This is a genomic window from Burkholderia sp. E168m15 (genome assembly GCF_016586105.1).
GTDB lineage: Bacteria > Pseudomonadota > Gammaproteobacteria > Burkholderiales > Burkholderiaceae > Burkholderia > Burkholderia orbicola.
Map to the genome: position 1 here is coordinate 83,821 of NZ_BCPO01000002.1, position 11,855 is coordinate 95,675.

General features: G+C 68.7%; 10 protein-coding genes. 8 read left to right on the forward strand and 2 right to left on the reverse strand.

The genetic code is table 11. The annotated features are described in order from the left end of the window. The first annotated feature begins 196 nt into the window (after positions 1-196). The 4 genes from eat to JMF86_RS00605 all read left to right on the forward strand — a co-directional run bounded on the left by eat (position 197) and on the right by JMF86_RS00605 (position 4,349). Positions 197-1,609 carry an ethanolamine permease gene (gene eat, locus JMF86_RS00590; RefSeq protein WP_027812788.1) on the forward strand — a complete coding sequence of 471 codons (1,413 nt, stop codon included), beginning with the start codon at positions 197-199 and terminating at the stop codon, positions 1,607-1,609. A 100-nt stretch (positions 1,610-1,709) separates the two neighbouring features. Continuing rightward, positions 1,710-3,107 carry an ethanolamine ammonia-lyase subunit EutB gene (locus JMF86_RS00595; protein ID WP_201316674.1) on the forward strand — a complete coding sequence of 466 codons (1,398 nt, stop codon included), beginning with the start codon at positions 1,710-1,712 and terminating at the stop codon, positions 3,105-3,107. Then, positions 3,104-3,898: an ethanolamine ammonia-lyase subunit EutC gene (gene eutC / locus JMF86_RS00600; protein ID WP_054928219.1), complete on the forward strand. Its 795-nt coding sequence runs from the start codon at positions 3,104-3,106 to the stop codon at positions 3,896-3,898. The genes JMF86_RS00595 and eutC overlap by 4 nt, the downstream gene beginning before the upstream one ends. 115 nt (positions 3,899-4,013) lie before the next feature. Then, positions 4,014-4,349: a hypothetical protein gene (locus tag JMF86_RS00605; protein WP_124624086.1), complete on the forward strand. Its 336-nt coding sequence runs from the start codon at positions 4,014-4,016 to the stop codon at positions 4,347-4,349. A 221-nt stretch (positions 4,350-4,570) separates the two neighbouring features. Here the strand turns inward: JMF86_RS00605 and JMF86_RS00610 are convergent, their stop codons facing one another. Beyond that, positions 4,571-5,455 carry a LysR family transcriptional regulator gene (locus JMF86_RS00610; RefSeq protein ID WP_054928220.1) on the reverse strand — a complete coding sequence of 295 codons (885 nt, stop codon included), beginning with the start codon at positions 5,453-5,455 and terminating at the stop codon, positions 4,571-4,573. Between the two features lie 164 nt (positions 5,456-5,619). Here JMF86_RS00610 and JMF86_RS00615 point away from each other — a divergent pair, with 164 nt between their 5' ends. Beyond that, positions 5,620-7,245 (forward strand): MFS transporter, encoded by a 1,626-nt coding sequence (locus JMF86_RS00615; protein WP_054928227.1) that lies wholly within the window; start codon positions 5,620-5,622, stop codon positions 7,243-7,245. A gap of 254 nt (positions 7,246-7,499) precedes the next feature. Here the strand turns inward: JMF86_RS00615 and JMF86_RS00620 are convergent, their stop codons facing one another. Next, a complete protein-coding gene (locus JMF86_RS00620; protein WP_053524477.1) occupies positions 7,500-7,928 on the reverse strand; it encodes a pyridoxamine 5'-phosphate oxidase family protein in 429 nt (142 codons plus the stop codon). A 331-nt stretch (positions 7,929-8,259) separates the two neighbouring features. Here JMF86_RS00620 and JMF86_RS00625 point away from each other — a divergent pair, with 331 nt between their 5' ends. The 3 genes from JMF86_RS00625 to JMF86_RS00635 all read left to right on the forward strand — a co-directional run bounded on the left by JMF86_RS00625 (position 8,260) and on the right by JMF86_RS00635 (position 11,750). Further along, positions 8,260-9,786, forward strand: a complete 1,527-nt coding sequence (locus tag JMF86_RS00625) for an aldehyde dehydrogenase family protein (RefSeq protein WP_011694006.1) — start codon at positions 8,260-8,262, stop codon at positions 9,784-9,786. A gap of 182 nt (positions 9,787-9,968) precedes the next feature. After that, entirely contained in the window at positions 9,969-10,517 is a 549-nt protein-coding gene (locus JMF86_RS00630; protein WP_054928228.1) for a hypothetical protein, read from the forward strand. A gap of 216 nt (positions 10,518-10,733) precedes the next feature. Further along, positions 10,734-11,750, forward strand: a complete 1,017-nt coding sequence (locus tag JMF86_RS00635) for a helix-turn-helix domain-containing protein (RefSeq protein ID WP_027807895.1) — start codon at positions 10,734-10,736, stop codon at positions 11,748-11,750. Positions 11,751-11,855: the final 105 nt, after the last annotated feature.

An 11,855-nucleotide genomic window follows, 5' to 3' on the forward strand; every position in this document is an offset into this window, starting at 1 on the left:
CGGGCCGGACCGGCGTGGCAACGGGCGCGGCGGGCGTTGCCGCGAGCGGTACCGCAAGCGTTTCCGAAAGCGTTTCCGCAAGCGAAATGTCAGCCGCGATCTTTGCCGAATTTCGATAACACGTCGTTTAATGACTCTCTAGCATCGATTCTCAGTCGCGCGGGCCCGCAGGCCCGGCGCCTTTGAGGAGAGTCCGATGAAAGCAGAGTCGAATGGCCGGCCCGCCGCCGGCGCCAAGTCCTCCGGCCAGCCCGCGCTGCAGCAGACGCTAGGGACCTGGCAACTGTGGGGCATCGCGGTCGGCCTCGTGATTTCCGGCGAATACTTCGGCTGGAGCTACGGCTGGGCGAGCGCGGGCACGCTGGGTTTCGTGATCACCGCGCTGTTCGTCGCGGCGATGTACACCACCTTCATCTTCAGTTTCACCGAGCTGACGACGTCGATCCCGCACGCGGGCGGCCCGTTCGCCTATGCGCGCCGCGCATTCGGCCCGACCGGCGGCTATCTGGCCGGCGCCGCGACGCTGGTCGAGTTCGTGTTCGCGCCGCCCGCGATCGCGCTCGCGATCGGCGCGTACCTGCATGTGCAGTTTCCGGGGCTCGAACCGAAACACGCGGCGATGGGCGCGTATCTCGTGTTCATGGCGCTGAACATCGTCGGCGTGCAGATCGCGGCGACCTTCGAGCTCGTCGTCACGCTGCTCGCGATCTTCGAGCTGCTGGTGTTCATGGGCGTCGTGTCGCCGGGTTTCGCGTGGAGCAATTTCACGAAGGGCGGCTGGTCGGGCGCCGATCACTTCAGCGTGGGCGCATTCCACGGGATGTTCGCGGCGATTCCGTTCGCGATCTGGTTCTTCCTCGCGATCGAAGGCGTCGCGATGGCCGCCGAGGAAGCGAAGAATCCGAAGCGCTCGATTCCGATCGCGTACGTGGCCGGCATCCTGACCCTCGTGGCGCTCGCGATCGGCGTGATGGTGTTCGCCGGCGGCGCGGGCGACTGGACCAAGCTCGCGAACATCAACGACCCGCTGCCGCAGGCGATGAAGTACATCGTCGGCGCGAACAGCGGCTGGATGCACATGCTCGTGTGGCTCGGGCTGTTCGGCCTCGTCGCGTCGTTCCACGGGATCATCCTCGGCTATTCGCGCCAGATCTTCGCGCTGGCCCGCGAAGGCTACCTGCCGGAGTGGCTCGGGAAGGTGCATCCGCGCTTCAAGACGCCGCATCGCGCGATCCTCGCGGGCGGCGTGGTCGGGATTGCCGCGATCTACAGCGACGAGCTGATCCAGTTCGGCGGCCAGACGCTCACCGCGAATATCGTGACGATGTCGGTGTTCGGCGCAATTGTGATGTATATCGTGAGCATGGCGGCGCTGTTCAAGCTGCGCCGCTCGCAGCCGAACCTGGAGCGGCCGTTCCGCGCGCCGCTGTACCCGATCTTCCCGGCATTCGCGATCCTGGCGGCGCTCGTCTGCCTCGGTACGATGGTGTATTTCAACGGGCTGGTCGCGCTGGTGTTCGTCGGCTTCCTCGCGGTCGGTTACGCGTACTTCCTCGCGACCCGCTCCCAGCGTGCGAGCGCGCCCGGCGACGCGCTGCTGGAGGAGTGAGCGCCGTGACGACGGTGAACGTGAAAGGCCGTTCCTGACGGCAACCGGCGCGCCCCGTCGAACGGGCGCGCCGTCGGCTTTTGGCAAGGAGATTCGAACGATGTCCTATACGGAGACGATCGGTCCGCGCACGTACCGCTTCGCGGACCTGAAGACGCTGCTCGCCAAGGCGAGCCCGCTGCGTTCCGGCGACCAGCTCGCCGGCGTCGCGGCGGCGAGCGAGGAGGAGCGCGTCGCCGCGAAGATCGCGCTCGCGGGCGTGCCGCTGAAGGCGTTCCTGAGCGAAGCGGTGATCCCGTATGAAGACGACGAGGTCACGCGCCTCATCATCGACGATCATGACGCGCAGGCGTTCGCGGAGATCTCGCACCTCACCGTCGGCGATTTCCGCAACTGGCTGCTGTCGCCCGCGGCCGACGGCGCGGCGCTCGAACGGATCGCGCCCGGTCTCACGCCCGAGATGGTCGCGGCCGTGTCGAAGCTGATGCGCAACCAGGACCTGATCGCGGCCGCGAGAAAGCGCCGCGTCGTCACGCGCTTTCGCAACACGGTCGGGCTGGCCGGCCGGATGTCGGTGCGGCTGCAGCCGAACCATCCGACCGACGACGTGAAGGGCATCGCCGCGTCGATGCTCGACGGGCTGATGTACGGCTGCGGCGACGCGATGATCGGCATCAATCCGGCCACCGACAGCCTCGCGGCGATCGTGAAGCTGCTCGCGATGATCGACGGCTTTCGCGAACGCTACGGCGTGCCGACCCAGTCGTGCGTGCTCACCCACGTGACCAACACGATCGCGGCGATCGAGAAGGGCGCGCCGGTCGATCTCGTGTTCCAGTCGATCGCGGGCACCGAGAAGGCCAATGCCAGCTTCGGGATCTCGCTCGCGCTGCTCGGCGAGGCGCGCGAGGCCGCGCTGGCGCTGAAGCGCGGCACGGTCGGCAACAACCTGATGTATTTCGAGACGGGGCAGGGCAGCGCGCTGTCGGCGAACGCGCATTTCGGCGTCGACCAGCAGACCTGCGAAGTGCGCGCGTATGCGGTCGCGCGCAAGTTCGAACCGTTCCTCGTGAACACGGTGGTCGGCTTCATCGGGCCCGAATACCTGTACGACGGCAAGCAGATCATCCGCGCCGGGCTCGAGGATCACTTCTGCGGCAAGCTGCTCGGCGTGCCGATGGGCTGCGACATCTGCTACACGAACCACGCGGAAGCCGACCAGGACGACATGGACACGCTGCTGACGCTGCTGGGGGCGGCCGGCATCAACTTCATCATGGGAATTCCGGGCGCCGACGACGTGATGCTGAACTACCAGAGCACGTCGTTCCACGACCAGCTCTACGTGCGCGAGGTGCTCGGCCTGCGCCGCGCGCCCGAGTTCGAGGAATGGCTGGAGACGATGGAAATCGCCGATGCGCACGGCGCGCTGCGCGCGGCGACGGCACGCGTGCCGCTGCTCGCGGGCGCGAACGACTGGATGGGGATTTCCGCATGAGCGACGCCGTCGAAAAGAACCCTTGGGCGCAGCTGAAGTCGTTCACGAACGCGCGGATCGCGCTCGGCCGCGCGGGCAACAGCCTGCCGACCGCGCCGCTCCTGGCCTTCAACCTGTCGCATGCGCAGGCGCGCGACGCGGTGCACCAGCCGCTCGACGCGGATGCGCTGCGGCGCGAGATCGAGGCGGCCGGCCTGCTGCCGACGCTGCGGGTGCAGAGCGCCGCGCCCGACCGCGACCACTACCTGCGCCGGCCCGATCTCGGCCGCAAGCTGTCGGACGACAGCCGCGGCCTGCTGGCCGGCTACGGGGCGGCGCTCGACGACGCGCCCGATGTCGTGTTCGTGGTCGGCGACGGGCTGTCGGCGTTCGCGGCCGCGAAGCAGGCGCTGCCGCTGTTGCAGGCCGTGCGGCCGCGGCTCGACGCGGACGGCTGGCGGATCGGCCCGGTGGTGGTCGCGACGCAGGCGCGCGTCGCGCTCGGCGACGAGATCGGCGAGCTGCTGCGCGCGAAGGTGGTCGCGATGCTGATCGGCGAACGGCCCGGCCTCAGTTCGCCGGACAGCCTCGGCGTGTACCTGACGTGGGCGCCGAAGGTCGGCTGTCACGACGCGCTGCGCAACTGCATCTCGAACGTGCGGCCCGAAGGGCTGCCGCACGCCGCCGCCGCGCACAAGCTGCATTACCTGATGACGCATGCGCGCAGGCTCCAGTTGACGGGCGTCGGGCTGAAGGACGACAGCGACGCGCTGCTGCCGGCGGCGGAAGCGGAGCGGATCGGCGCGGCGTGACGAGGTGGCTACTGGTCGGAAAAATGACGCTGGAAGCTTCTGCGGTGAACAAGCGTTAAAGATCAGATAAATAGTGTCGATATAGCGTCCGAGAACAACAACTTGGACTGCGCAGATGAAACGCCCGGAACGTGTGAGGAAGTTGCTGATTTGGAAGACTGCCGGATTTGCGGCTCTTGTTGGGCTACTCATTCCGATTTCTTCCGCATCAATGATTCAAACGACCAGCGCTTCTCCTATCGTGCCTGGGCTTGCGACGCTAGCCGCAAAGATTCCCACGGCTCAATTCTGGGACGCCGTACTGCCGACAGGCAATTTGGGAACAATGCCGACGCGAATGGTTGTGACTTTTGCAATCGCTGTTGTTGTGGCAGGCATGTTGTCGGTATCGCAGAAGCACTCGCGGATGCTGCGTAAAGAAGATGAGGCGCGCGAGCTTCGGGATATCTGATTTGCATGTCGGTGTCGTGCATCCGCGATCAGCGGCGCCTCTCTATCCGTTTCCCTAAAGCCAAGCATCGAAGGTATCGGACCTGCGAGTCGAATAGGCGTGAGTCTGATTTGGGGCGAACAGCTGATCAAACGTCGAGGGAAGCAGCTTCGACGGTCTGAGCGTTCTTGTACCAAACGTCCGGGACGCCATGCTTTTCGGAATACCTCTCCAGCTTGTTGCTATTTGAACAGCCGCTCGCATAGGAAATCGACGAACACGCGCAGCTTCGGCGACAACTGCCGGCTCGACGGCCACACGATCGAGAACTGCCCCGGCGCGATCCGGTAGTCGTCGAGCACGGTGACGAGCGTGCCGTATTCGAGCGCGTCGCGCGCGAGGAAGTCGGGCATGTAGCCGATGCCGAGCCCCGCGAGCACGGCGCCGCGCAGCGCTTCCATGTTGTTGCAGGTCATCGCGGTGCGCAGCGTGAGCGGCGTGCCGTCGTCGGCCGCGAGCGCCCAGTCCTGCAGCTTGCCGGTGGTCGGGAAGCAGTAGCGTACGCAGTCGTGCGCTTCGAGCTCGCGCGGCGTGCGCGGCGTGCCGGCCTGCGCGAGATAGGCGGGCGTCGCGCACAGCACGAACGCGAACGGGCCGAGCCGCCGCGACATCAGGCTCGAATCGGACAGCGGGCCGCTGCGGATCACCGCGTCGAAGCCGCCTTCGACGACGTCGACCATCCGGTCGTTGAAATCGAGATCGAGCTCGACGTCCGGATAGCGCTGCCGGAATTCGGGCAGCACCGGCAGCAGGAAGCGGTAGCCGATCACCGGCAGGCTCACGCGCAGCTTGCCGCGCGGGCGCTGCGCGGACGCCGTCACGGTCGCCTCCGCGTCGCGGAAATCCTCGAGGATGCGCTGGCAGCGCTCGTAGAAATGCCGCCCCTCGTCGGTGAGCGTCACGCGCCGCGTCGTGCGGTTGAACAGCCGCACGCCGAGCGACTGTTCCAGTTTCGCGATCGTCTTGCCGACCGCCGACGCCGAGATGCCGAGCGCGCGGCCGGCCGCGACGAAGCTCAGCGCTTCGGCGGTGCGGACGAACGCGACGATGCCGGTGAGGTTTTCCATCTTTCCATCGAATCGAAGGACGCGCGGTGACGCACGCAGGCAGGTGTATTGCGGAATTTTAATCCGTTATATGCGGAGCTTCGCGTGGTTTTTCGCGGATTGAATCGGATTTATCTTCTGTCGCTCTGATGGCGCATCCGCGCCGGCTTTTTCGAGGAGCGATGATGGATCACCCTGTTTCAGCCGCCCCGGCCCACGTGGCCCACGCGGCGCGCCGGCGCGCATGGGTGCTGGCCGCCGTCTGCATGGCCGCCGTCGCGCTGCCGCTGTCGTTTTCGGGCGGCGCGGTCGCGACGCCGGCGATCGGCCGCGACCTGCACGGCAGCCCGGTCGCGATGAACTGGATCACCAACGCGTTCATGCTCGCGTTCGGCAGCTTCCTGATGGCGTCGGGTGCGCTGGCCGACCAGTTCGGCCGCAAGCGCCTGTTCGCGATCGGCGTCGGCGGCTTCACGCTGATGTCGATCGCGCTCGCGTTCGCGCCGTCGATGCTCGCCGTCGATCTGCTGCGCGCCGCGCAAGGGCTCGCGGCGGCCGCGGCGCTGGCCGGCGGCACGGCCGCGCTCGCGCAGGAATTCGACGGCGCGGCGCGCACGCGTGCATTCAGCCTGCTCGGCACGACGTTCGGCATCGGGCTCGCGTTCGGGCCCGTGATCGCCGGCGGGCTGATCGGGCATTACGGCTGGCGCGCGATCTTCGTGACGAGCGCGGTGGCCGGCGTGCTGTCGCTCGCGTTCGGGCTGCCGCGCATGCACGAGTCGCGCGACCCGCACGCGACCGGGCTCGACTGGCCCGGCACGGCGGCGTTCACGGCCGCGCTGTCGCTGTTCACGTTCGGCGTGATCGAGGCGCCCGCGCGCGGCTGGTCGAGCCCGCTCGTGATCGCGCTGCTGGCCGGCGCGGCGCTCGGCGCGTGCGCATTCGTGACGATCGAGACACGCGTCGCGCGGCCGATGCTCGACCTGTCGCTGTTCCGCATCGCGCGCTTCGTCGGCGTGCAGGTGCTGCCGGTGTCGACCTGTTGCTGCTACATCGTGCTGCTCGTCGTGCTGCCGCTGCGCTTCATCGGCATCGACGGCTTCAGCGAGATCGACGCCGGCTGGCTGATGCTCGCGATCTCCGCGCCGATGCTGGTCGTGCCGCTCGTCGCGGCGACGCTCACGCGCTGGCTGTCGGCCGGCGTGATTTCCGGGCTCGGGCTGCTCGTCGCGGCGGCCGGGCTCGTGTGGCTCGGCATCGCGCTGCGCGGCGGCGCGGGGCCGGCGGCGATCGCGCCGATGCTCGCGATCGGCGTCGGTGCCGGCATGCCGTGGGGGCTGATGGACGGGCTGTCGGTGAGCGTCGTGCCGAAGGAGCGCGCGGGGATGGCGACGGGCATTTTCAGTACGACGCGCGTCGCCGGCGAGGGGATTGCGCTGGCGATCGTCGGTGCGGTGCTGGCCGCGCTCGCGCAGGCGGGGCTCGCGCACGCGGCCGGTGCCGCGGCCACGCCCGACGCAACGCTGCGTGCGGCCGCGCGGCTCGCGACCGGCGATCTCGCGGGTGCGGCTGCCGCGTTGCCGGGCGTCGGACGTGCGGCGCTGATCGCGAGCTACACGCATGCGTTCGACCGGCTGCTGATCGGGCTGGCCGTCGTCACGGTGCTGTGCGCGGTGGTGGTGTTCGGGTTTCTCGGCGGGCGGCCGGCGGCCGACGAAACGGGCGACGAGGCGGATGGCCACGCGCAGGCCGATGCGTCGGCGGCGCGCAGTCGAGGTGAGCCGGCGTGTGTGGAGACGCAAGGGCGTTGAGCGTTGCACCGTGGCGCGCGGGTGTTTCGATGTTTCGGTGCTCGGTGCTCGGTGCTCGGTGCTCGGTGCTCGGTGCCCGGTGCCCGGTGCCCGGTGCCCGGTGCCCGGTGCCCGGTGCCCGGTGCCCGGTGCCCGGTGCCCGGTGCTTCGATGTTTCGGTTCTTGGTTCCCGGTTCCCCGGGTGCTTCGGTCTTTTGGTCAATGCAGCGGCCGTGCCCACCTCGTCCGCTCGTTAAAGCCTCATCCGCCGCGCGTCACGCCAGCACGAGCGGCGGCAACCCCGCATCCGCGCGCGCCTCTGCGCGTTCCACCTCGATCACCAGATAGCGCAGCGCGTCCGGCCACAGATGCGCGCGCCCTTGCGCATCCTCGTCGAGCGTCGCGCGACCCTGCACGAGCCAGGTCGTCTGCCGCACGAAATCGACGAACAGCAGCGCGATGGCCGGATTCACGAGCAGGTTGCCGATCGTGTTGAGCAGGTGGTTGCCCGCGAAGTCGGGCAGCACCAGCGTGCGGCGGTCCGGGATATCGACGAGCGGCGTGAACGAGCCGTCGGCGCGCGGCTGACGGCCGCGGTACGAACAGTCGGCGTTGCCGGCCGCGTCGGCGGTCGCGACGATCAGGAAAGCCTGCTCGCGGATGAAGGCGATGGCGTCGTCGGTCAGGGGGCCGCGATCGTTCATGGTGTCGGTCGGCGCGTGCGCCGTGGCGTGTGGATCGGTGATCCGCACGCAAGCGACATGCCACGCGGCGCGGCGCGCGTCCGCGGGCTGCACACCGCCGCGCACTGTGGAAATTCCGAACACCGGCCCCGTCGCTGCGCAATCGCGGTGTTCAGAATCGGTACACCCGCCGTGTTGCGTGCGTGAACACCGCACGGTGCGAGCGTGCGCGGGCCGCGCTCGACGTGCTCTCGTTCCCTCTCGTCCTGTTTGGCACGCATGTTGCGTAAACGGGACCAGCGCATTCCAACCGGCGCTGTACTCACACAAGCACGATGAACAGGAGACATGTATGAACCCGTTTGACCTGAAACAACTGGGCCTCGACGTCGAATACCCGTACCGTCAGCAATACGACAACTACATCGGCGGCAAGTGGGTTCCGCCGGTGAAGGGCGAGTATTTCGAGAACGTGTCGCCGATCAACGGCCAGCCGTTCTGCCGCATCCCGCGCTCCGGCGCCGACGACATCGAACTGGCGCTCGACGCCGCGCATGCCGTGCGCCGCCAGTGGGGCAAGACGTCCGTGGCCGAGCGTGCGAACCTGCTGCTCGCCGCCGCCGACCGGATGGAAAAGAACCTGAAGCTGCTGGCCGTGGCCGAGACGATCGACAACGGCAAGCCGCTGCGCGAGACGATGGCGGCCGACCTGCCGCTCGCGATCGACCACTTCCGCTACTTCGCGGGCTGCATCCGTGCACAGGAAGGCGGCATCTCCGAAATCGACGACAACACCGTCGCGTATCACTTCCACGAGCCGCTCGGTGTGGTCGGCCAGATCATCCCGTGGAACTTTCCGCTGCTGATGGCCGCGTGGAAGCTCGCGCCGGCGCTCGCGGCCGGCTGCTGCGTGGTGATGAAGCCGGCCGAGCAGACGCCCGCGTCGGTGCTCGTGCTGATGGAGCTGATCGGCGACCTGTTCCCGGCCGGCACGATCAACATCGTGAACGGCTTCGGCAAGGAAGCGGGCGAAGCGCTCGCGACCAGCAAGCGGATCGCGAAGATCGCGTTCACGGGCTCGACGCCGGTCGGCAAGCACATCCTGCGTGCGGCGGCCGACAGCTTGATCCCGTCGACGGTCGAACTGGGCGGCAAGAGCCCGAACATCTTCTTCGCCGACGTGCTCGACCAGGACGACGCGTTCCTCGACAAGGCGCTCGAAGGGCTCGCGATGTTCGCGCTGAACCAGGGCGAAGTGTGCACGTGCCCGTCGCGCATCCTGATCCAGGAATCGATCTACGAACGCTTCATCGAGAAGGCCGTCGCGCGCGTCGAGCGCATCAAGTCCGGCCACCCGCTCGACCTGCAGACGATGATCGGCGCGCAGGCGTCGCAGCAGCAGCTCGACAAGATCCTGTCGTACATCGACATCGGCCGCGGCGAAGGCGCGCAATGCCTGACGGGCGGCGAGCGCGCGGCGCCGGCCGCCGATCTCGGCACGGGCTACTACGTGAAGCCGACGATGCTGCTCGGCAACAACAAGATGCGCGTGTTCCAGGAGGAAATCTTCGGGCCGGTCGCGTCGGTGATGACGTTCAAGGACGAGCAGGAAGCGATCGAACTCGCGAACGACACGTTCTACGGGCTCGGCGCCGGCGTGTGGACCCGCAACGGCACGCGTGCGTACCGGATGGGCCGCGAGGTCGAGGCCGGCCGCGTGTGGACCAACTGCTACCACCTGTACCCCGCGCATGCGGCGTTCGGCGGCTACAAGCAGTCGGGGATCGGCCGCGAGACGCACAAGATGGCGCTGTCGAACTATCAGCAGACGAAGTGCCTGCTGGTCAGCTACCAGGCCGAGGCGCTCGGGTTCTTCTGATTGCCGAAGCCGGCGCGACGTGTCGGGGCCGGTTGGGGCCGGCACGTCGCGCGGTTCGATTTCCTTATTTCGACAGTCGGCGCCGGTTGCGCTTCGTTGGGCGGCCGGCGCCGGCAACGCTGCCGGCCGTCGCGCATGCGCGGCGGCACGGTGCGCCGATGCGTGCGACGACGACAACCAGCATGGCAGAACTGCCCCGATCATTTCCCCGCCACCCGGTCTTCCATCCGGGCGAACTCGACGCGCAACACCGCTTCGGCGTCGCCGACGAAGCCGAGCGGATGAGCGATGCCGTGACGACGCGGCTGAGCCTCGGCGTACGGCAGTTCGTCGAATCGCAACCGTTCATGTTCGTCGGCGCGGCATGCGGCGGCGGTGCCTCGATGACCTGCGACATCGTGCAGAGCCGGCGCGACGCGAACGGCGATCTGCTGCCGGTGGTGCGCGTGATCGATACGAAGACGCTGCGGTTCGCGCTGCCCGCCGCGCATGACGGCGACGGCGGCCGGATCGACGCGGCCGCCTGCGACGGCAGCGGGGTCGGATTGCTGTTCGTCGATTTCGTGCGCGGCCTGCGCTACCGGATCAACGGTCGCGCCACGCTGCGCACCGATCTGCCGGAAGCGGACGCGGCGCCGTGGGCGGTGGGCAGCGCGATCGTCGAGCTGACGATCGTGCAGGCATACGGCAATTGCGGGACGCGGGTCGTGCGGCTGAAGCCGGCCCGGTAGGCGGTAGCCGGTGACTGCGCCCGGGCGGCGGCGCGCATGCGCGGTCGCCGCGCGGATCGCACCGGCGGCGTGCGCGGCATGCCGCCTTCGGGTGCGCCCGCATGGCGCGCATCGGCCGGACAGCGTGCAATGGCGGGCTGCTCGCCGGGCCATGAGGTTCGGCACGGGACTTGCGTGATGGATACGCACGGTTCCGCGCAGGTGAGGGAGGACACGATGAATCAACATGTGGCGTGTACGGCGGAGCCGACCGCCGAAGACACGCGGCGCAGCGCGCAGGGCGACGACGCGTTCGCCGGGCAGGCCGTCGTCAGCGTCGCGCACGATGCGGACGAGCAGGCGCGCAACCTGATCGGCTGGCGGCAGACCTACGACCAGCTCGCGGCCGGCCGCTTCGTCGGCACGCTGACCGAGCTGCCGCTCGACACGATGAAGCTGTTTCGCGAATCGACCAGCCACCTGCTGCGCCAGGCGTGCGAGGTGCGCGGCGATGCGTACTGGTTCGGCATCCCGCTCGTGTGCGACGGTTCTGCGCGTGTCGATGCGTGCCGCATCGGCCCCGGCGCGCTCGCGTTCCGGCCCGGCAACGTCGAGTTCGAACTCGTGACGCCCGCGCAGTTCTCGATCTACGGCGTCGTCGTGCGCGGCGACGTGCTGCGCCGCTATGCGGAGGAAGTCGAACGGCGCGCGCTCGACGAGCGGCTGTTCACCCAGCGCGTGATGCAGGTCGGCGACGCGCGGCTCGCGCGCCTGTGCGCGCTGCTCGGGCGCCGGCTCGACGGTGCGGTGGCGATGGCCGGCCCGTTGCCCGATGCGCAGCGCGACGACCTGCAGGCCGAAGTGCTGGCCGCGCTGTTCGATGCGTGCGCGCAACCGGCCGACGACGGCAGCGGCGCCGCGCCGTCGACGCGCCGCTGGATCGTCGACCAGGCGCGCGACTACGTGCTCGCGCACCGCACGCGCCCGGTCGGCGTGCCCGAGCTGTGCGAGCAGTTGCACGTGAGTCGGCGCACGCTGCAGTACTGTTTCCAGGACGTGCTCGGGATGGCGCCCGCGACCTACCTGCGCACGCTGCGGCTGAACGGCGCGCGGCGCGACCTGTGCGGGCGTGCGGCCGGTTCGGTGCAGGACGTCGCGGAGGCGTGGGGCTTCTGGCATCTGAGCCAGTTCGCGACGGATTACCGGCGTCTGTTCGGCAAGCGGCCGTCGGAGACGCTGCGCGATCGCGCGTGAGGGGCTTGGCGGGGTAAGCCGGGCGGGTGGAGCGGCGTTTGCGGTGGTGCCGGCGCCGGGGGGCGCGCGGCTGACGGTTCGACCCTTCCGCTCGCCGTCGCGCCG

What these genes read in the sequence shown, in the direction of transcription:
- eat (WP_027812788.1), top strand. Translation starts at nt 197, where the DNA reads ATGAAAGCAGAGTCGAATGGCCGGCCCGCCGCCGGCGCCAAGTCCTCC.
- JMF86_RS00595 (WP_201316674.1), top strand. Translation starts at nt 1,710, where the DNA reads ATGTCCTATACGGAGACGATCGGTCCGCGCACGTACCGCTTCGCGGAC.
- eutC (WP_054928219.1), top strand. Translation starts at nt 3,104, where the DNA reads ATGAGCGACGCCGTCGAAAAGAACCCTTGGGCGCAGCTGAAGTCGTTC.
- JMF86_RS00605 (WP_124624086.1), top strand. Translation starts at nt 4,014, where the DNA reads ATGAAACGCCCGGAACGTGTGAGGAAGTTGCTGATTTGGAAGACTGCC.
- JMF86_RS00610 (WP_054928220.1), bottom strand. Translation starts at nt 5,455, where the DNA reads ATGGAAAACCTCACCGGCATCGTCGCGTTCGTCCGCACCGCCGAAGCG.
- JMF86_RS00615 (WP_054928227.1), top strand. Translation starts at nt 5,620, where the DNA reads ATGGATCACCCTGTTTCAGCCGCCCCGGCCCACGTGGCCCACGCGGCG.
- JMF86_RS00620 (WP_053524477.1), bottom strand. Translation starts at nt 7,928, where the DNA reads ATGAACGATCGCGGCCCCCTGACCGACGACGCCATCGCCTTCATCCGC.
- JMF86_RS00625 (WP_011694006.1), top strand. Translation starts at nt 8,260, where the DNA reads ATGAACCCGTTTGACCTGAAACAACTGGGCCTCGACGTCGAATACCCG.
- JMF86_RS00630 (WP_054928228.1), top strand. Translation starts at nt 9,969, where the DNA reads ATGGCAGAACTGCCCCGATCATTTCCCCGCCACCCGGTCTTCCATCCG.
- JMF86_RS00635 (WP_027807895.1), top strand. Translation starts at nt 10,734, where the DNA reads ATGAATCAACATGTGGCGTGTACGGCGGAGCCGACCGCCGAAGACACG.